At 52.2% G+C, this 20,363-nt stretch carries 21 protein-coding genes; 6 read left to right on the plus strand and 15 right to left on the minus strand.

What is annotated here, in order from left to right:
* Positions 1–107: 107 nt before the first annotated feature.
* From M0R70_08450 to M0R70_08475, 6 genes are all read left to right on the plus strand, one after another.
* Entirely contained in the window at positions 108–680 is a 573-nt protein-coding gene (locus tag M0R70_08450) for a hypothetical protein (GenBank protein MCK9419390.1), read from the plus strand.
* Between the two features lie 306 nt (positions 681–986).
* Positions 987–1,385: an Hsp20/alpha crystallin family protein gene (locus tag M0R70_08455; protein MCK9419391.1), complete on the plus strand. Its 399-nt coding sequence runs from the start codon at positions 987–989 to the stop codon at positions 1,383–1,385.
* Between the two features lie 32 nt (positions 1,386–1,417).
* Complete coding sequence (gene lon / locus M0R70_08460; protein ID MCK9419392.1) at positions 1,418–3,781, plus strand: endopeptidase La; 2,364 nt, start codon at positions 1,418–1,420, stop codon at positions 3,779–3,781.
* A 68-nt stretch (positions 3,782–3,849) separates the two neighbouring features.
* Entirely contained in the window at positions 3,850–4,740 is an 891-nt protein-coding gene (lipA, locus tag M0R70_08465) for a lipoyl synthase (protein MCK9419393.1), read from the plus strand.
* A gap of 51 nt (positions 4,741–4,791) precedes the next feature.
* Complete coding sequence (locus M0R70_08470) at positions 4,792–5,619, plus strand: glycosyltransferase family 2 protein (GenBank protein MCK9419394.1); 828 nt, start codon at positions 4,792–4,794, stop codon at positions 5,617–5,619.
* Positions 5,620–6,039: 420 nt separating this feature from the next.
* Positions 6,040–6,216 carry a hypothetical protein gene (locus M0R70_08475; GenBank protein ID MCK9419395.1) on the plus strand — a complete coding sequence of 59 codons (177 nt, stop codon included), beginning with the start codon at positions 6,040–6,042 and terminating at the stop codon, positions 6,214–6,216.
* Between the two features lie 170 nt (positions 6,217–6,386).
* Here the strand turns inward: M0R70_08475 and M0R70_08480 are convergent, their stop codons facing one another.
* The 15 genes from M0R70_08480 to rfbA form a co-directional block, all read right to left on the minus strand.
* Positions 6,387–7,250, minus strand: coding sequence for a hypothetical protein (locus M0R70_08480; protein ID MCK9419396.1), 864 nt, complete (start codon positions 7,248–7,250; stop codon positions 6,387–6,389).
* A gap of 8 nt (positions 7,251–7,258) precedes the next feature.
* Complete coding sequence (gene plsY / locus M0R70_08485; GenBank protein MCK9419397.1) at positions 7,259–7,864, minus strand: glycerol-3-phosphate 1-O-acyltransferase PlsY; 606 nt, start codon at positions 7,862–7,864, stop codon at positions 7,259–7,261.
* Between the two features lie 5 nt (positions 7,865–7,869).
* Positions 7,870–8,454, minus strand: coding sequence for a CDP-diacylglycerol--glycerol-3-phosphate 3-phosphatidyltransferase (gene pgsA, locus M0R70_08490; protein MCK9419398.1), 585 nt, complete (start codon positions 8,452–8,454; stop codon positions 7,870–7,872).
* Positions 8,415–9,314 carry a lysophospholipid acyltransferase family protein gene (locus M0R70_08495; GenBank protein MCK9419399.1) on the minus strand — a complete coding sequence of 300 codons (900 nt, stop codon included), beginning with the start codon at positions 9,312–9,314 and terminating at the stop codon, positions 8,415–8,417. The genes pgsA and M0R70_08495 overlap by 40 nt, the downstream gene beginning before the upstream one ends.
* Positions 9,311–9,829 carry a 3-deoxy-manno-octulosonate-8-phosphatase KdsC gene (gene kdsC, locus M0R70_08500; protein MCK9419400.1) on the minus strand — a complete coding sequence of 173 codons (519 nt, stop codon included), beginning with the start codon at positions 9,827–9,829 and terminating at the stop codon, positions 9,311–9,313. Before kdsC ends, M0R70_08495 begins: the two co-directional genes overlap by 4 nt.
* 78 nt (positions 9,830–9,907) lie before the next feature.
* The gene (locus tag M0R70_08505) at positions 9,908–10,876 is read right to left on the minus strand and encodes a KpsF/GutQ family sugar-phosphate isomerase (protein ID MCK9419401.1); all 969 of its coding nucleotides are present in this window, start codon (positions 10,874–10,876) and stop codon (positions 9,908–9,910) included.
* The gene (gene kdsA, locus M0R70_08510; protein MCK9419402.1) at positions 10,873–11,694 is read right to left on the minus strand and encodes a 3-deoxy-8-phosphooctulonate synthase; all 822 of its coding nucleotides are present in this window, start codon (positions 11,692–11,694) and stop codon (positions 10,873–10,875) included. The genes M0R70_08505 and kdsA overlap by 4 nt, the downstream gene beginning before the upstream one ends.
* Positions 11,691–13,352 carry a CTP synthase gene (locus tag M0R70_08515; GenBank protein ID MCK9419403.1) on the minus strand — a complete coding sequence of 554 codons (1,662 nt, stop codon included), beginning with the start codon at positions 13,350–13,352 and terminating at the stop codon, positions 11,691–11,693. Before M0R70_08515 ends, kdsA begins: the two co-directional genes overlap by 4 nt.
* An 8-nt stretch (positions 13,353–13,360) precedes the next feature.
* Positions 13,361–14,134: a 3-deoxy-manno-octulosonate cytidylyltransferase gene (kdsB, locus tag M0R70_08520; GenBank protein ID MCK9419404.1), complete on the minus strand. Its 774-nt coding sequence runs from the start codon at positions 14,132–14,134 to the stop codon at positions 13,361–13,363.
* A 49-nt stretch (positions 14,135–14,183) separates the two neighbouring features.
* Positions 14,184–15,128, minus strand: coding sequence for an SDR family oxidoreductase (locus M0R70_08525; GenBank protein MCK9419405.1), 945 nt, complete (start codon positions 15,126–15,128; stop codon positions 14,184–14,186).
* Between the two features lie 129 nt (positions 15,129–15,257).
* On the minus strand, positions 15,258–16,592 hold the full coding sequence (locus M0R70_08530) for a UDP-glucose/GDP-mannose dehydrogenase family protein (GenBank protein ID MCK9419406.1): 1,335 nt from the start codon (positions 16,590–16,592) through the stop codon (positions 15,258–15,260).
* Between the two features lie 106 nt (positions 16,593–16,698).
* Positions 16,699–17,844 carry a dTDP-glucose 4,6-dehydratase gene (gene rfbB / locus M0R70_08535; GenBank protein ID MCK9419407.1) on the minus strand — a complete coding sequence of 382 codons (1,146 nt, stop codon included), beginning with the start codon at positions 17,842–17,844 and terminating at the stop codon, positions 16,699–16,701.
* Entirely contained in the window at positions 17,837–18,694 is an 858-nt protein-coding gene (gene rfbD / locus M0R70_08540; GenBank protein ID MCK9419408.1) for a dTDP-4-dehydrorhamnose reductase, read from the minus strand. The genes rfbB and rfbD overlap by 8 nt, the downstream gene beginning before the upstream one ends.
* 159 nt (positions 18,695–18,853) lie before the next feature.
* Positions 18,854–19,408, minus strand: coding sequence for a dTDP-4-dehydrorhamnose 3,5-epimerase (gene rfbC / locus M0R70_08545; GenBank protein ID MCK9419409.1), 555 nt, complete (start codon positions 19,406–19,408; stop codon positions 18,854–18,856).
* Entirely contained in the window at positions 19,398–20,291 is an 894-nt protein-coding gene (gene rfbA / locus M0R70_08550) for a glucose-1-phosphate thymidylyltransferase RfbA (GenBank protein MCK9419410.1), read from the minus strand. Before rfbA ends, rfbC begins: the two co-directional genes overlap by 11 nt.
* Positions 20,292–20,363 lie beyond the last annotated feature (72 nt).

Here is a 20,363-nt window from a genome sequence, read left to right on the forward strand (position 1 = left end):
GCCCCCATAGGGGTTACGGGCTCTCGGTTATAGTCTTGCGCGACCCCATGAAATACTTGCGATTCCGCTCATTTCAGTATATACTTCTTTATGAAGGAGGTGCGTCGATGAAAATAGTCATGGCAAAAGGCGTAAATTTTCTCTTTGCGAGAAAGTATATCGAGAACAAATACAGCCCAGAGACATGGGGCCGGATCATGCACTCCCTGTCCGATGATTCAAAGACCGTCTGGACGAGCGTTCTCCTTGCCGGCAGCGAGTATCCCTTTGCAGCATTCAAGGAAATGATAACTTCGCTGAACAAGGAATTGAAGACCGCGAAGGACCCGGAGATAGCCGCAATCTATGAGTACATAGCCGATCAGAGCCTGAGCAAGACGTACAAGATCTTTTTTAAGTTTGCGAACCCTTCCTTTGTGATCAAGAACTATCCAAAATTATGGAGCATGTTTTTCAATTCAGGAACAGTTGAGGTGCAGGTGGCGGAAAGCGGACATGCGGTCCTGAAATTCCTCCTGCCCGAGATATTCAACGACTGGCTCCCGCCTGCATGTCTGGGGTATTCGAAAAAGGCCGTTGAGATGGCCGGCGGCCGGAACCTGCTCATGAAGAAGAACAGCGCCATGAAGACGTCGGAAGACCTGTGGGAAACCGTTTATGAACTGCGATGGATGGAATAATGCACGGATGACGTACATCGGTCCTGTTATCCTTGATTGAAATGCAAGGAAGTGTCCCCTGAGATATACAAACCCCGTCTTTATTATCAAAGACGGGGTTTTCTTATCATGAACAACTGCTCTCTCATGATATTTTATTCTGTTATTAATACATAAAAGAACTGGTAATTTATATTCCTTTTTTTCAGGAAAGCAGTTAAAATGACAGCCTGACTATTGAGCAAGGTGCAAACCAGCGAAGGACAATCTATCTCTCATAATTCACTGTTGTTTTGTGATCATGGTATTGTTGAGAGGAGGGGCTGAGTGCAATACAAGTACATCGCCTGTAAATATACTCGACGCGTACTCCCGGATACCCCGTTTCAGAGCTTGTGGGAATCATTCGGTTCATGGCCGATGTGTTCCACGATCGCGTGGCGCCCGCCTACCGATATATACGAAACACCGGATGAGATCATCGTAGTAATCGAACTTGCAGGTGTGGATGAAAGGGATATGACGATCACGCTTTTCAGCGACCTGCTGGTAGTAGAGGGGAGAAGGGAACAGCCGGTAGCCGAAATGAGCGCCTGTCACCGGTTGGGCATTAAATGTGGAGACTTCAGGTCGGAAATTGCAATGCACGTCCCCATAGATCATCACAGCGTGAAGGCGGACTATCAGCAGGGATTGCTGAAGATCATTCTGCAAAAGCGCTATTGACGTTCAACGATAAACAGACCAGGAGCAAACCCATGGAGATAAGTGAACCCGAGAAGGAAAAAACGACGCCCGTGCCTGATGAGCTGCCTTTGCTGCCGCTCAAGGATACGATCGTATATCCGCTCACGGTCTATCCTCTGGTGATCGGCAAGGATAAATCGATCAAGCTTATCAATGACGTCACCGTCGGAGACAAGATACTCGGTCTTACCGCGCAGAAAAAGGTTGAGATCGACGTTTCGGGAATAGCCGATATCTATACTGTCGGGACGATGGCCCGGATCCTCCAGATGGTAAAGGTCCCGGACGGAACGCTCAGAGTGCTGGTTCAGGGGATCGAGCGCATCAGCATCATGGAGTTGTCTCAGACGGACCCCTATTTAAAGGCCAGGATCAAACCATTTCCTGATAAGACCGAGAAATCCGTGGAGCTTGAGGCGCTCATGCGCGGGGTCTCCGAGGTCTTCCAAAAGATGGTATCGCTCACGCCCAATATGCCGGAAGAACTATCCGGTGCGGCCCTCAACATTGAAGATCCACGCCAGCTCGCCTATCTCATCGCGACTAACATCCGGCTGGAACTGCCGCAACGACAGGAGATACTCGAAACCGAATCGGTCCGTGACAAGTTCACCAGGCTCATGCAGCACCTGAACCGCGAGGTCGAGGTGCTGGAGCTCGGCAGAAAGATCCAGGGACAGGCCAAGGACCAGATGCAGAAGGCCGAGCGGGAATATCTTCTTCGGCAGCAGTTGTCGGCCATCCGCAAGGAACTCGGCGAGGAGGGCGACGATGGCGCGGAGATGAAGAACCTGCGCGAGAAGATCGAACAGGCAAAGCTGCCCTTCGAGGCCGAAAAAGAGACCAAACGGGAGCTCGGACGCATGGAAAAGCTTTCTCCCGCATCGCCTGAATATTCTGTCATCCGCACGTATCTTGAATGGATGACCAGCCTCCCCTGGAACAAGACCTCGGCCACGGCCATCGATATCGACAGGGCAAAGATCATCCTTGACGAAGACCACTATGATCTCGAAAAGGTCAAAAACCGGATTTTGGAATACCTGTCCGTAAAAAAGCTCGGCGAAGAGCGCAGTACCGATGAGGGGATCAAGACACGCGAACCCATCCTGTGCTTTGTGGGCCCTCCAGGCGTCGGCAAGACCTCCCTCGGCCAGTCCATCGCCCGCGCCCTGGGCAGAAAGTTCATGAGACAGTCTTTTGGCGGTTTGCATGACGAGGCCGAGATCCGGGGCCATCGCCGTACCTACATCGGAGCCATGCCGGGCAGGATCATCCAGGCGCTCAAGCGGGTGGAGACCAGGGACCCGGTGATCATGCTCGATGAGGTGGATAAGATCGGCTCCGACTGGCGCGGAGATCCGTCGTCAGCCCTGCTCGAGGTGCTCGATCCGGAGCAGAATAAGGACTTTCGCGACAACTATCTCGACGTGCCCTTCGACCTCTCGAAGGTCATGTTCATAACCACGGCGAACCAGCTCGAAACCATTCCCCCGCCGCTCCTGGACCGTATGGAAGTGCTCAAGCTGCCTGGATATACGGAGCATGAAAAGATCAATATCGCGCAAAAATACCTGATCCCCAAGGAGATCAAGGCAAATGCGCTTCGGACGGGCGAGATCGTGATCCCGGAAGATACGCTCCGGGGTATCATCAAGGACTATACCCGCGAGGCCGGGGTCAGGAACCTGGAGCGTGAGATCGCGAACGTCTGCCGAAAGGTGGCAAAGGCTGTTGCGGAGAATAAAACAACGCCCATCACGGTCAAGCCGGATGAACTGCAGGACTATCTGGGAAGACCGAAGTACTTCGCCGAAACCGCGATCATGATAGACCGTCCGGGCGTGGTCACCGGACTTGCCTGGACGCCTACAGGAGGGGACATCCTTTTTGTCGAAGCCTCTCAGATGCCCGGAAACAAGCAACTGATCCTCACGGGCCAGTTGGGAGAGGTGATGAAGGAATCCGCCCAGGCAGCACTCTCCTACGTGCGCTCGCAGGCAGAGTCATTCGGGATCAACAAGGATTTTTTCGAGAAAAGCGATATCCATATTCATGTGCCGGCCGGCGCCATCCCCAAGGACGGCCCGTCAGCCGGCGTTACCATGACCACCGCGATCGTATCCATGCTCACGGGCAGGCTGGTAAAACATGATCTGGCCATGACCGGCGAGATAACGCTTCGCGGCAAGGTCATGCCCATCGGAGGAGTGAAGGATAAAGTGCTCGCCGCTAAACGGGCGGGGATCAAGACTATAATTCTTCCCCAGCAGAACAAGAACGACATTGATGATGTGCCGGAGGAATTGCGCAAAGAGATGGAGTTCATCTTCGTAGATACCATAGACCAGGTCATCAAGAACGCGCTGAAATAATAGCGCGTTTTGAGTAGGGAATACTTGCATGAAGGACCAGTAAATCCAGAACTCATAACGATAAACTCATGAACAATGCCTTTTCACCTACCGAACGACAAAAGCGCCGCCCGCCCTGGTTCAAGATCAGGCTCACGACGAACGACCGTCTGGAAAATGTGCGGAATCTGATCAGGGACAATGACCTCCATACGGTATGCAGCAGTGCGGCCTGTCCAAACCGGACCGAATGCTGGAACGCGGGCACGGCCACCTTCATGATCCTCGGAAATATCTGCACCAGGAACTGCCGGTTCTGCGGCGTTCCCAAAGGCTCACCGCAGGGACTTGATCTTGATGAACCTGGCCGCGTGGCAAATGCCGTGGCGTCCCTTCACTTGAAGTACGTCGTCATCACATCGGTCACCAGGGACGATCTGGCCGATGGAGGGTCATCCCTGTTTGCCGCGACTATCAAGGCCGTACGCATGAAGCTTCCCGGCTGCAGGGTCGAGGTTCTGATCCCCGATTTCAGGGGTTCAGAGACATCGCTCGAAACAGTGCTCGATGCATCGCCTGATGTGCTTGATCACAATATCGAGACCGTGCCGACATTGTATCCTGCCGTGAGACCGCAAGCCGATTATCACCGATCACTGGCCTTGCTCGCGTCTGCGCGCGCATATGGCGCTCTCACAAAATCGGGACTTATGCTTGGCCTCGGTGAAACCATCGATGAGCTAAGAACAGTCATGCGCGATCTCAGGAATGTTGATTGTTCCATCCTGACGCTTGGCCAATACCTCCAGCCCGGCAGATATCACCTCCCTGTTGATAAATATTATCATCCCGATGAATTTGCCTCGCTTCGCGATGAAGCAAAGACGATGGGATTTCAGCACGTCTCGGCCGGACCGCTCGTCAGAAGTTCCTATCATGCTGAACAGATCGGGGCAGGGGAAGACGGAGAAGACCCTTAAGACCATGATCGTGAGAATGAAATACCCGGTACCTTCCCCTTGAAAGACCATATGAACATATCCGTCATAGTACCTACCTATAATCGTCCCCGGGCACTTCAACTTTGTCTGAAGAGCCTGGCAGAACAGAGTTTAAATCCATCAGAGGTCTTGATCGCCGATGATGGGAGCACTTCAGAAACACGGGACACTGTGCAGGAAATGCAAAGATCGCTTCATGATGTTTTTCCTATCAAGCATGTTTGGCAGGAGGATATCGGCTTCAGGAAACCGAGGATCCTGAATGAGGCGGTCAGGCAGGCAGCCGGAGAGTACCTGGTCTTTATCGACGGTGACTGCATGGCCCACCGTCACTTTATTCGGGCGCATGTTGAGCAAAGCGACCCTTCTGCCATTCTTGGCGGCAAACGGGTCGAGATCGGAAGGCAGCTGACCGAACAACTGCTCAAAGAAGGCACCGTATTGAACAGCTTCAATGTACGCCTCATTCTGGACTCATTAGCCGGCAATTCCCGAAAGGTTGAAGAAGCGATCCGGATAAAAAACCCGCTTCTCCGGCGGCTCATGCACCGCGATCTCATTAACGACGATGGCATCTGGGGTTGTAATTTCAGTCTTTATAGAAGCCTGTTCCTGGACATCAACGGCTGTGATGAGGACTTCCTGGACGGATCGCTTGAGGATAATGACCTGGGTATCAGGGTGCTGAACCAGGGAAAACAGGTCAGATCGGTAAGAGGACTCGCGATTGTACTGCATCTCTGGCATCCATCGTCATGGAGCTTTGAAGGCGATAAATACCGGTATAACAATCAAATCATAAAACAACGGATAGAACGCAAAGAGACATTTTGTAATAATGGGATAAAGAAACTCTAGAAACCTATTGAAAAACCATTGTCTCTGTGTTTTTCGACTTTTTCAACAGCCTACTAGGAAAACAGCTCATCCATTAGTCTTAGACAGGGGAGTGCTTAATTTAAAAATGACAACACACTGATCTGAAAGATAAAACCGGAATTTGACGTTTGTTTTATCGATTGTCTTATGAGCCTGTTGCGCAAATACCCGTTCCCCCCTTCGACAGGCTCAGGACGAACGGTACGGCCATTGATATCATTAAATTCATCCGTTCGTGCTGAGCCTGTCGAAGCACTCTGAAAGCAGTTGTGCAACAGGCTCTTATGTTATCTTTTTAAAATAGACAAGGGGGTATTTCTGATGCTGGTTTTCAATCATGACCTCGATTGCTTTTGTATCGGTAATAATAAGCCTCGTTGTTTTTTAAGATCTGTATGTATGCTGAAACAAGTTGAAACTAATTTCAAGGATGTGAAGCATAGGCAAGTCCGGGCAGAAGTAGAAATTATAAAAAAGGGTCTGCAAGAAGGTGTATCACGAGCATCATTAGATGCATCGATTCTTTACGATCCATCGGCAACAACAAGGACTTTTAAAAAAAGTTCTGGTAAATAAGGATGTCTGAGGGAAGGGGAAAAGAACCCGGACTGTCCTGTTTAAATGTCTGATTTGACATAATATACATTATCGGACAATTAAAAGCATAAGGTAAAATATGCTTTAATAGCTTTTATCTCATTGATTTGTGGAGACATTATCATTACTATATATTTTCTTTTACTATACTAAAACTTCATACTCATCATTCCTATAACCCTGCCGGAATTGTCATATCCCTCGAGTTTTTTGTGCAAAGATTGAGTTCCAATAGTAAGGTTGAACCGTTCTGTTACCAGCCTCAGGCCGTAGGTTAATCCGGTATAGTCGCCGCCGCTCAAGGTCATCAGGTCTTTTCCTGTTATCAAGGAATACTCAATGAACATCTGGAGATTTCCGTATTTACTGATCGGGAAAAGCAGCCCTGCATTGAAAATCCAGTACAGATCCTTCAGTCGTTTATCTGTCAGATCCTGACCAGCCATTTGCCCATCGGCGTAGATACCCACGATATGTTCTTTCCAGCTTACCTCGGTGCCGGCTGAAAGTCCTAAACGCATGCCCCAATGAGAGACCGAATTAGCTCGCAGATCGCTGTTGTTTTCCGTCGGCATCAAACCGGTGATGATTAATGCGACAGCGGGACGCAGAGAGTCTTCCTGATGAGGAATAAAATTCCATTTGTACGAAAGCTCGATGTCTCCGGTTTTTCGAGTTACCACAGTCGTGCCGGTTGGACCTTCCGAGATGGAAATATAGGAGGTTCTCAATGCGAGTTCCGAGTTATTCGATATCCCGATGGTTGCACTTAAAGGATATTCGGTGATGGTATAATCAGGCCTGATGCTGTTTTCAGACAGAACCGATGCCCCGATTTCTACGGTTTTTGGTGTGAGCGTATAAGGCGAGGTAGTTAAAAGAAGACCGGTAAGTCCTGATGTGTTTACCGGATGATTAACGATCTCGAGTTCTTCCGCCACGGCACTATCAGGTTCCAAAAACAGCAGTGCGCAAAGGGAAAAAATCAGCACGGGAAGTTTCATTTTTATCATGTCAATTCTCATTTCTGCTTGCCTATCTTCGGTTCTGTGCCTGCAAGGAGCCGCTTGATGTTCTCCCGGTGCCGATAATAGATCATGCTGAAAATGAAGAGGGAAAGCAACGCGTAGGGTTTTGAAACAGGTGAGACCACAATAAAGGTAACCCCAAGGTAACAGGCGAAGGAAATTAAAGCGGCTAGTGATGAATAGCGAAAAATGAATGCGGCCAGAAGCCAGATAAGAAGGCAGAGGAGCCCTATCCAGGGGGCAACAGCAAGGACCACGCCATAACTGGTTGCCACCCCTTTTCCACCTTTGAATTTAAGATAGACGGGGAAATTATGTCCCAGGACAGCGGCAGCCCCTGACAAGACCGTTGCTGTATCGTCATAAAAAATTGACTTCGCGAGCAGCACGGGAATGACGCCTTTCAGCGCATCAGCCAGAAGGGTCAGGACGGCAGCCTTTTTTCCCGCGGCCCGAAGCACGTTGGTAGCGCCAATGTTGCCGCTCCCGATGGTCCGTACATCAACGTCGGAAAAAAGTTTACTGAACAGGAGTCCGAACGGCACGGCACCGAGGAGGTAGGATAAGAGGATCGCGAGTATCTGGATGAGTGTATCCATAGCTGCTAGTTCAGTTTCTTCCAGTAGGTCCTGAAGTACTGATACGCTGAATATACGGAGAGAATCATTGCAATCCAGAGTGCGTACCTCCCGAGTTCTCTCATCCAATCCTTGGTAAAGGCATGATCAAGAAGAAGGGAAAGAACTGCGGTAATTTGGGCACCTACTTTGTATTTTCCGACGGTTTCTGCCGGAATGATAATACCGTCGCTCGATGCAATTGCGCGGAGACCGGTGACAGCAAACTCCCTCCCGATGATCAGGATCGCCATCCAAGAATGGACAATGTGCGGGGGTAATTCCACTAAGATGACTAGTGCGGACATAATCAATATCTTATCCGCAATAGGGTCAAGAAGCTTCCCCATTTTGGTCACCTGCCCCCATTTTCGCGCTAAATAGCCATCGAGCCAGTCCGTGGCCGAGGCAAGCGAGAACACAATGCCCGCAGCAAGCGTCCGTCCCGGGCTCGGGTCGAGCATGAGCACGATAAAAATGGGCACCGATACTATCCTGCTGAGTGAAAGCAGGTTCGGTACGTTGAATATTTTCAGGGTTGCCTCCTCCACCGGCGGTGCATCCAGACCCATTGTTCCGGGTTTCTTCGTATGGTGTCTTCTATCTTCTTCGTAAGCATGGCGGTAGTGGTTATGATATCTTTTTCACGGTCACCCGTGAGAACCAGTTCAAGCGGTCCTTCGACGGTAATGGCATGCTTGTTGTCCCGGGTGCGCTGGATGTAACCGAAGATCACCGGTGCACCGAATTTAAGCGCCATTGATGCCGCCGCCGTCGGGGTCCAGGCGCGTAAGCCCATGAAGTCCACGAAAGCGCTCTCCACATCCGTGTCCTGGTCGATGAGGATACCCATGATGCGGTTTTCTTTGAACACCCGGACCAGTTCCCTGGATGCACCCGGCCTGCTGCGCAGGATCGTTCTCACACCCATTCTTGCGCGCAGTCCCACGATCATATCGTTTACCTGCTCCGGTTCTATGGGCGCTGCTATCACACTGAGGTTGTACCGGGCTGCCACGGCATGTCCCATAATCTCCCAGTTGCCGATATGACCGGTAACATAGATCACTCCTTTGCCGATGCCGATCGCAGCGCGGAGTGCTTCCTCTCCCCGAAATTCAATGACCTGCTCAAGACGGCGAGGCGTCATGAGCATGACCTCAAGCAGACACTTGCCCAGATGGAGAAAGCAGCCTCTGGCCGTATGGCGTATCCATGAACGCTCTTTTTCAGGGAACGCCAGCGTCAGGTGTGTAAGCGCCCTGTTCCGTTCCCGGGGAAGCAGATAGTATGCAATGAAACCGAGCACCCCTCCCGCCCAAACTCCCACTCGATACGGCACGAGCAGCGAAAATAACCTTACCAGTCTGGTTATCCATATCAAGGACAGACGGGTTGTCCATTTTCGTGTCTTCAGTACCCACTCGCTCATGAAGTATGCAGCTTGCCCTGATGCTTCAGGATGAGGTTGATGAATTCACGCACTGCCCCCCTCCCGCCCGCTGTTTTGGTGACCATATCCACATGCGGCATCACGGAGGGGTCCGCATCCGCAACGGTCACGGCCAGACCCGTGCGCTTGAAAATTCCCGCATCCACGACATCATCCCCCATATACGCAACGTCATCGGAGCGAAACCCGAACTTTTTCAGGATCGATTCATATACCTCGATCTTTTCGTGCGTGCCCTGATATACCTCTTTAATGCCGAGCTCACGCGCACGGATGTTCACGACCTCTGATTTTCTGCCGGTGATAATGCCGACGATAATGCCGGCCTTTTGGGCCATTTTTATCCCATGGCCGTCGCGAACATGGAATGCTTTGAGCTCATTGCCCTGATTGTCAAGCATGATCCTGCCGTCGGTCAGCACACCATCGACGTCAAGCAACAAAAGCTTGATCTTTTTCGCCTTCGACTGGATTGTTGTTTTGGTTTTTCTCATACACTCACTCCGCACGCAGCTTGCCCTCGAATGTCTCAGTCGGGGGAACTCCCAGCTCTGAACTATGAACTGTTTTCATCACACCACCCCCGCCTTCAGCAGATCGTGGAGATGGATAACTCCCTCAGGCACTTCATTCCGGTCTGCAACGATGAGACAGGTAATGGAGTTTTTCTCCATAATGGACACAGCCTCTGCCGCAAGGGAATCTTTATTGGCTACCTTCGGATTTTTCGTCATGATGTCCTTTGCTTCTTTTTTGAGAAGATTCTCACCCGATTTTTCGGTTTTTTCCATCCAGCGCCTGAGATCGCCGTCAGAAATAATGCCGACCAGTTTCCCTGCTGCGTTCACGACAGCGGTGACCCCCATCTTCTTTGAGGATATTTCATAGATCGCATCCTTGATCAGTGTCCCTTCGGAGACCACGGGGACGGCTTCTTCCGTATGCATCAGATCGCGTACACGGAGCAAAAGCTTCTTGCCAAGTGCGCCTCCGGGATGGAAACAGGCAAAATCTTCTTCCTTGAATCCACGCTGGTCCAACAGCACAACGGCAAGGGCGTCTCCCATGGCGAGCGCCGCTGTGGTGCTTGCCGTCGGAACAAGTCCGAGCGGACAGGCCTCCTCCTTCACGCTGACATCGATCACCACATCGCTGTTCTTCGCAAGTGTAGACTCCGGATTCCCCGTGAGCGCGATGATGCCGATCCCGAGCCGCTTGAGCGACGGCAGCATCCTTGAGAGTTCATCGGTCTCGCCGCTGTTGGAGAGCGCTATCACCGTGTCCCCTCTCATGACCATCCCGAGGTCTCCGTGGATGCCCTCGGCCGGATGCAGGAAGAGCGCGGGTGTGCCGGTGGAAGCAAGCGTGGCAGCGATCTTCTTGCCGATGAGGCCGGACTTACCCATGCCGGTTACGACCACGCGGCCTTCGCAGTTCAGGATCATTGTTACGGCCTGTTCGAATCGTCCGTCAATGCGGTCAATAAGCGACGCAATAGCCCCGGCTTCTATTTTCAGAACCTTTTTCGCCCGTTCTATCATTGTTTTATGATCCTATCGATCTCCCGGACCTGCTTGAGCAACGCGGGAAGTTCGTCCAGGCTCAGCATGTTCGGCCCGTCACAAAGCGCTTTGTCGGGGCAGGCATGCACTTCCATGAACAAGGCGTCAATGCCGGCCGCTGCTGCGGCCCTCGCGAGATGGGGAACGAACTTCCGGTCTCCTGATGATGCGGTCCCCCCCGCTCCCGGCAACTGCACCGAGTGGGTCGCGTCGAATACCACGGGGTAACCCAACTCCCGTATGATCGGCAGTGAACGCATGTCCGCAACAAGGTTATTATACCCGAACGATACCCCGCGTTCGGTTATGATGATCTTGTCGTTGCCCGTGGAAGCCGCCTTCTCAGCCGCATTCTTGATGTCCCAGGGCGCCAGAAACTGCCCCTTTTTGATGTTTACCACCCTGTTGGTCTTTGCGACGTCCATGACAAAATCGGTCTGTCTGCACAGAAAAGCGGGCACCTGAATGATATCCAGGACCTCGGCAGCCGGCCCGATTTCCTCAAATCGGTGAACGTCCGAGAGGAGCGGCAGGCGCAGTTCCCTGCCGACGCGAGAGAGTATCCGGAGACCTTCCTTCATCCCCGGCCCCCGAAAGGACTTCGCCGAACTGCGGTTCGCCTTGTCGAAGGATGATTTGAAAATAAATGGAATGCCGAGGTCCCCGGTTATCTCTTTGAGCCGTGCGGCGGCTTCGAGAGTCGAACCCTCCGACTCGATCACACACGGACCCGCGATCAGGACAAAAGGGTTTTGTCCACCGATGCGGATGTCCTTTATCGATAGTTCACGGGTCACGGTTTCTTCCCCTGCTCCCGCTGTTTCAACGCAGCGGCAATGAAGGACGTAAAGAGCGGGTGCGGTTTGCGCGGTGTCGATTTAAACTCCGGGTGGAACTGGCACCCGAGGAACCAGGGGTGATTCTTCAGTTCCACGATCTCGACCAGTTCATTGTCAGGAGAGATCCCGCTGATCACGAGCCCTGCGGCTTTCAATACGTCCCGATAGCTGTTGTTGAATTCATAGCGGTGGCGATGGCGCTCGAAGATATCATCCATTCCGTAGGCCTGGTGTGCCAGCGTCCCCTTCTCTATCTTGCAGGGGTAGGCTCCCAAACGCATGCTGCCGCCCTTGTCGCTCGTAAGGTCCCGCTTCTGCATGGACTGGCTCCGATAATCGTACCAGTGTTCGAGCAGGTAGATAACGGGGTGGGCCGTTTTTTGGTCGAATTCCGAGCTGTTCGCGTCCCGGATGTCGGCCAGATCACGTGCGATCTCGATCACGGCGCACTGCATACCGAGACAAATTCCGAAGTAGGGTATGTTTCCCTCCCGCGCGAATTTTACGGCTTCTATCTTTCCTTCCACCCCGCGGATGCCGAATCCTCCCGGAACAAGGATCCCGTCCATGCCCTTGAGCACTTCCTGCGCGCCCTTGTTTTCAATGTCTTCCGAATCCATCCAACTGATGAACACTTTCGCGTCATTGGCGATCCCGCCGTGAGTAAGCGCTTCGCACAGGCTCTTGTACGCTTCCTTGAGTTCTATATATTTACCGACCAGGGCGATCGTAACGTTTCTCGCCGGATGCTTGGCTTTCCGAACGATCGTTTCCCACGCGGTGAGGTCGTTGCTCGGGACCGTGAGCTCGAGCGCTTCGAGGATCCGGTCGTCAAGTCCCTCGGCATGCAGCTTCAAAGGGACCTCGTAGATCGATTGTACGTCCTGCGCGGAAATAACGCAATTTTCCTCCACATTGCAGAACAGTGCGATCTTCTTCTTCATGTCGTTTGGAATGAGGCGATCGCTGCGGCACAGGAGAATATTGGGCTGGATACCGATGGACAGAAGCTCCTTCACGCTATGCTGCGTGGGTTTTGATTTAAGCTCATCCGCAGCCTGGATGAACGGCACGAGGGTCAGGTGAATATAGAGCACATTCTGCCTGCCGAGGTCGTATCTGAGCTGCCGGATGGCTTCGAGGAACGGGAGACTCTCGATATCGCCGATGGTGCCGCCGATCTCCACAATGACGACGTCTTCATCGTCCGCAAGGTCCGTTATCGCGCGTTTGATCTCATTGGTGATGTGCGGCACGACCTGGACCGTGCCCCCGAGATAGTCACCTCGCCGTTCCTTGGTGATCACATTGTTGTAGATCCTGCCGGAGGTGAAGTTGTTCTTCTGACCCGTGTTGACATTGGTATACCGCTCATAGTGGCCGAGATCAAGGTCCGTCTCCGCTCCGTCATCGGTCACATACACCTCTCCGTGCTGGTAGGGGCTCATGGTGCCGGGGTCGACGTTGATATAGGGATCGAGCTTCAAAAACGTGACCTTCAGCCCCCGCGCCTCGAGGAGGGCCCCGATCGATGCGGCAGCGAGGCCTTTGCCCAGCGATGAGACCACGCCACCGGTAACGAAAATGTATTTTGTCGGCGTCTTTTTCTTGTCCATTCCTGTTCTCAACTTTCTTCGAGCCTTTTCAATATTTTACCCAAATCATCGGGGATGTCAACACCAAACGATTCATAACGGGTTATTACAACCTTTATTCTGTGGCCATTCTCCAGCGCGCGAAGCTGCTCGAGCTTTTCCACGGCTTCGAGCGGGGTCCGGGGTATGTTCGCGTAGTCGAGGAGAAAATCCCTGCGGTACACATAGAGCCCGATGTGCTTGTACAGGGGGCCTTCAAGGGATAATTCCTTCCATGAGCTTTTGCCGGCCCAGGCGTCGCGGTCCCAGGGAATGGGCGCGCGGGAAAAATAGAGCGCAAAACCGTTTTTGTCGAAGACCACCTTGACCACATTCGGGTCAAAGGCCTCTTCACGGTCCTCGATCTTTTTGCAAAGCGTTCCCATCGGAATGGATGCGTTCTGCACCAGCGGCGAAATAGCCTCATCGATCATCTCGGGCCGGATCAGGGGTTCGTCCCCCTGCACGTTGACCACGATAGCGCAGTCAAGAGACTTAGCGACTTCAGCGATCCGGTCCGTGCCCGTGGCATGATGAGGTGATGTCATCATCGCCTCGCCGCCGAACGACTTCACGGCACTGAGAATGCGCTCATCATCGGTTGCCACAATGACCCGATGGATCAGCTTTGAAAGCCTGGTGCGTTCATAGACCCACTGGATCATGGGCTTTCCTTTGATGTCGGCAAGGGCCTTGCCCGGGAAGCGAGTTGAGCCGTAGCGGGCGGGGATGACTGCGATGATCGAATCCTTTTCATTTTTCATAAGCTGCAACTCGTCGATAATTTGGAGATTGACGATAGGAACCTGTAGGTTATTTGGTAATAGAGCCGACCAATTCCTTCTTGAAATACTCAATGGTCCTCTTGAGCCCTTCGTCCACCGAGACCTTGGGCTTCCATCCGAGTTTCTCCCCTGCAAGGGTAATATCAGGCATCCGCTGCGAGGGATCGTCGGAGGGAAGAGGCTTGAACGATATTTTCGATTTTGAACCGGTCATGGCAATGATCTTCTTCGCGAAGTCCAGGATCGTGTATTCATCCGGATTCCCGATGTTCACGGGGCCGGTGAAGTTCTCACTGTTCATCAGCTTCACCATGCCGTCGATGAGATCGTCCACATAGCAAAAGGAACGGGTCTGTGAGCCTTTGCCGTAAACGGTGATGTCCTCTCCCCTGAGCGCCTGGACGATGAAGTTGCTCACCACCCGGCCGTCGTCAGCCAGCATCCGGGGTCCGTAGGTGTTGAAGATGCGCATGATCTTGATGTCCACGCGGTTCTGGCGATGGTAGTCCATCATCAGGGTCTCGGCTGCGCGCTTTCCCTCATCATAGCAGCTCCGGATGCCGATGGGGTTCACGTTTCCCCAGTAGTCCTCTTTTTGCGGATGCATTGCGGGATCGCCGTAGACTTCCGATGTGGACGCCAGGAGCATTCTCGCATTGACCCGCTTTGCGATGCCGAGCATGTTGAGCGTGCCTAATATATTGGTCTTGATGGTCTTAACCGGATTGTGCTGATAGTGGATAGGCGAAGCAGGACATGCCAGATGATAGATCCTGTCCACCTCCAGCAGAATGGGAAGAACAATGTCGTGCCGTACCAGCTCGAACGCGGGATTGCGCATAAACTCCGCAACGTTCGTCTTTCTGCCGGTAAAATAATTATCCAGACAAAGCACTTCATGTCCGTCTCTCAGCAGTCGTTCGCACAGGTGTGATCCTAAAAAGCCAGCACCGCCGGTTACCAGTATTCGCATGGTGTCTCCTTATTAGATAAATGAATGAGGAGAGATGATGGACGACCGCTCGCTTCGCTCGCTAGGACGATGGACGCTATTTTAATCGTCCCTCGTCTCTCGTCCTTCTTCCCTCACCGTTGCGCCGTCTTATCGTCTCCCGATCCCATAATACGTAAACCCCATCTTCCGGAGCTCTGCCTTATTATAGATGTTCCTGCCGTCGAAAATGAGCGGCTTCTTCAAGAGCTTTTTTATCTTCTTGAAATCCGGTGTCCGGAACTCGCTCCATTCGGTCACGACAGCAAGCGCATCCGCACCCCGGAGCATTTCATAGTCGTCCTCACTGAACTGGACCCTTTTCTTGAAGATCTTGCGCGCCTCGTTCATTGCCACGGGATCATGCGCCTTGATTGCGGCGCCGGCACGCAGAAGACTATTGATGATGACGATGGAAGGCGCCTCGCGCATATCGTCCGTGCGCGGTTTGAACGCAAGACCCCAGAGTGCGATAGTCTTTCCTGAGAGTGGTTTGGTGGTTTTGACGCTTTTCTTCGCACTCATCGCCGCAAAGTGCGCGATGATCATCTTTGACAACAGCGATTTCTGATGGTCATTCACTGCTTCGACCGCTCTCAGTACCTTTGCTTCGACACCATGGTCCCGGGCAGTCTGGACCAGTGCCTTCACATCCTTGGGGAAACATGATCCGCCATATCCCACTCCCGGGAACATGAATTCAAACCCGATGCGCTTGTCATAGCCCATGCCCTTGCGCACGCTGTCGATATCGGCCCCCAAACTTGCACAGATGATCGCCATCTCATTGATAAACGATATTTTGGTCGCGAGCATTGCATTTGACGCATACTTGGTCATTTCCGCGCTCCTGATATCCATGACGAGCGTGCGGTCTCCTTTACGGATGAATGGCGCATACAGATCTTGCATAATCTCCATCGCTCGCGCACTATCGGCGCCGATCACAATACGGTCAGGCTTCATGAAATCTTCGATCGCAGAGCCTTCCTTTAAAAACTCGGGATTAGATACAACGTCGAACGTATGCGCAGTTTTATCCGCCACCGCGGCTTTGACCTTTTCAGCCGTGCCGACCGGCACCGTGCTCTTGTTGATGATAACCTTGTAGCTGTTCATGTACTTGCCGATCTGACGGGCCGCAGCAAGCACATACTTGAGGTCGGCGGATCCGTCTTCCCCCGGAGGCGTGCCCACGGCAATGAAGATGATGTCGGATTTTTTGACCGCCTTGGACATGTCCACGGTAAAGGTCAAGCGGTCGTGGGCCACGTTCCGCTCGATAAGCTCTTCCAGTCCCGGTTCGTAGATGGGTACCTTGCCGGAATCGAGCATCGCGATCTTCCGTTCATCAATGTCCATGCAGATGACATCGTTACCGCTTTCAGCAAGACAGGTGCCGGTGACCAGACCCACATAACCGGTTCCGATTACTGCTATTTTCATGGACGTCCTTTCTTTGTTTCAGGGTTCAACGTTCACGGTTCAAGGTTGAGCATTTAGCGCTGGGCTGTTTAACCCTGAACGTTGAATAGTGAACCATGGATCGACTTCATAACCTAGACGAATAGTTTTTCTCGATCCACTTCGTGTACTCTCCGCTCCTGACACTCTTTACCCAGTCGGTGTTGTTAAGGTACCAGGAGATCGTGTCCTTTAAACCGTTTTCGAAATTATGCCGTTGCGTCCACCCGAGCTCGTTCTTGATCTTGTCGCAGTTGATCGCATAGCGCCGGTCATGTCCCGGCCGATCGGGGACAAAGGTGATGAGGTCCCTGTAAGTTCGGAGTTTGGAGTTCGGAGTTCGGAATACTGAGTTGTCCCTGAAGGGAGAGAGGCCCTCAAGCACCTCGCAGATGGTGTTTACGACCTCAAGGTTCTGCTTTTCACATTCACCGCCGATATTGTAGGTTTCACCTGCGATCCCTTTATTCAGGATCGCCCATATCGCTTCACAATGGTCTTCAACATAAAGCCAGTCCCGTACGTTTTTCCCGTCCCCGTAGACGGGCAACGGCTTCCTTTCGAGTGCGTTCAGGATGATGAGCGGGATCAGTTTTTCGGGGAAATGATAGGGGCCATAATTATTGGAGCAGTTGGAGATGGTAACCGGCAGACCATAGGTGTGGTAATACGCCCTCACCAGGTGGTCCGAGGCGGCCTTGGACGCCGAGTAAGGACTTCTGGGGTCATATGATGTCGTTTCAAAGAAGGCCCCTGTGTCGCCGAGAGAACCATACACCTCATCGGTGCTGATATGGTGAAAGCGCACATCCGATCTTCCTGTCCAAAGCTGACGACTTGCCTCGAGCAGGTTGAATGTTCCGTTGATGTTTGTTTCAACAAACTCTTTGGGTCCGAAGATGGACCGGTCAACATGGCTTTCGGCGGCGAAATGGACAATGCTGTTTATTTTGAATTTCGTGACGACCTGTTTGACCTTTTCGTAATCCAGGATATCGCCGCGTTCGAAAAAATAGTTTTCCCCGCCGAATTTATTTTCAATGTCAGTCAGATTCAGAAGGTTCCCGGCATAGGTAAGCTTGTCGTAATTGACGATCGTGCCCTTGAAATCCGTTTTATCCAAAACATACCTGATAAAATTGGACCCGATAAAGCCGGCTCCGCCGGTTACCAGGATATTTGCTGTTCCCGGGACCAGGTCTTGTTCCGATTTTGTGCTCTTGCTGTTATTCATGAACCGATGCGCTTTCTCGTAAGAATGAACGGACTGTTTCTTCCCAGGATGGGATAGCAACATTAAGATGGTTTGCAAGCTTGCTGTTGCTCATGGCCGAAAACTTCGGCCGTTGTGCGGGAAGATTGAATGAATCCATGGCCACGGGCCTGATGAATTTATCCACGCCGATCGTGCTCAAGATCAGCCGTGCCCATTCATACCGTGAGCAGAAACCGCTGTTCGTCAGATGGTATCGACCGGTCATGCCCTGCCCGATCGCTTTGAGCGTAATATCCACCACCGTACCGGTATAGGTGGGCACCGAGAACTCATCACAGGCGATCTTCAGATATTCGTTGTTCTTGGCCCATTCAATAAGTTTATATATGAAATTCTGTTTCCCGGCGCCGAAAACCCAGCTCAGCCTGAGGACCAGGCATTGGTCCAGTTCTTCCAAAACAGAAAGTTCCCCGGCAAGCTTGCTTTTGCCATATTCATTCAGCGGATTCACCGGGTCGCTCTCAAGGTACAAGCCGCTCTCCTTGGTTCCGTCGAAGACATAGTCCGATCCGAAATGCACCAGGATCGCTTTCTGTGATGCGGCAGCTTGAGCGAGGTTTTTCGGGCCTGTTGCGTTTACCGCGAATACCCTATCCCCGTCCTGCTCCGCTTTGTCAACGAGGTTGTAGGCAGCGCAGTTGATGATGACATCGGGTTTCAGTGTTGCAACGACATTTGCAATGACCTTCTGGTTCGTGATGTCAAGCTGAGACTCATCAGGAGCGCTGAAGTCTATCGATCGTTCTTCAAACCGCTTAATGAAGGCCTGCGCCAGTTGTCCGTTTTTACCGGTGATGAGATATTTCATGGGGACCGATTATATCCTGACCCGGACAAGCCGGAACCAAAAGGGCGTCTCTCGCAGAGCACGCGGAGGACGCAGAGTAAAATCAAACCGGTGAGTCATTTTTTACGAGAGCATTTATTAGCTTTCCTCTGCGAACTCTGCGTCTCTGCGAGAATATATTTAGTAACTAAAATTATTGTCGGCTTCCCGTAGATGCGGATGGACCCTGTCCTTACCGGACAAGACCGGACCTTTGAGCGGCCAGGAAATGTTGATGTCCGGGTCGTTCCAGATGATCCCGCGGTCTTCAGCCGGCGAATATTCATTCGTGCACTTGTACATCACATCCGCGGTGTCGCTTAAGACCTGAAAACCGTGGGCGAACCCCGGCGGTACATAGAGCATCAATCGGTTCTCCGCCGAAAGTTCGACACCCATCCATTTCCCATAGAAAGGGGAGCCTTTCCGGATGTCCACGGCAACGTCGTATATCCTGCCCTGCATACACATGACCAGCTTGCCCTGGGCCTTGGGGGTCTTCTGGTAGTGCAGTCCTCTGAGCACCCCTTTTGCTGATCTCGAATAGTTGTCCTGTACCAGATGCCCTTCAATGCCCCCGAGCGTAAAATCCGAGTGTTTATACAGTTCAAAGAAGAAGCCCCGGTCATCTCCGAAGACCTGGGGTTGGACCAGCACGAGGCCGGGTATCTCAAACGATTTGAACTCAAAGGGCATTCGGCACCCCTTGCTCCGCCACCATCCTGAGATAATCGCCATACGCGTTTTTGCTGTGGCTTTCAGCGGCCTTGAGCAGCTTTGTCCTGTCGATGTATCCCAGTTTATAAGCGATCTCCTCGATGCAGGCCATCTTGAGTCCCTGCCGTTTTTCGATGGTTGCGATGAAATCGCCTGCCTCAAGCAGGCTTTCATGGGTCCCGGTATCAAGCCACGCATAACCCCTGCCCATGAGCTCTACCGTCAACCTCTTCTGCTCGAGATAGGAATTGATGACATCCGTGATTTCGATCTCTCCCCGCCATGACGGTTTGATGCTCTTGGCGATCCGGACCACGTCGTTGTCGCAGAAGTACAGTCCGGTGACCGCATACTTTGATTTCGGCTGCTTTGGTTTTTCTTCAACCGATAGCACTTTCCCCTGCTTGTCGAACTCCACGATGCCGTACCGTTCAGGATCTTTCACGTAATAACCGAACACCGTGGCGCCACCGAGGGAATTCACCTTCTTGACCGCCTTGGTGAGCATCTCCGTGAGGCCGTGTCCAAAAAAGATATTATCTCCCAGCACCAGGCAGACGGTGTCATGACCGATGAATTCTTCTCCGATCAGGAATGCCTCAGCGAGGCCGTTCGGCTGCGGCTGTTCCTTGTAGGAAAAACGCAACCCCAGATCCGATCCATCACCGAAGATGTCCTTAAACCTCGGAAGATCAAGCGGCGTTGAGATGATCAGGATATCGCGGATCCCCGCCAGCATGAGCGTCGAAAGCGGGTAATAGATCATGGGTTTGTCGTAGATCGGGAGAAGCTGTTTGCAGACACCCCTGGTGATGGGATAAAGCCGTGTCCCGCTGCCGCCTGCCAAGATGATGCCTTTCATGGACAACACTCCTTATCGGTTACGATTTGGTGAATCGGCTATGAAGCCGGTATCGGTCTGAAATATCGTCTT

It is taken from the genome of Nitrospirota bacterium (assembly GCA_023229435.1).
Classification (GTDB): domain Bacteria; phylum Nitrospirota; class UBA9217; order UBA9217; family UBA9217; genus JALNZF01.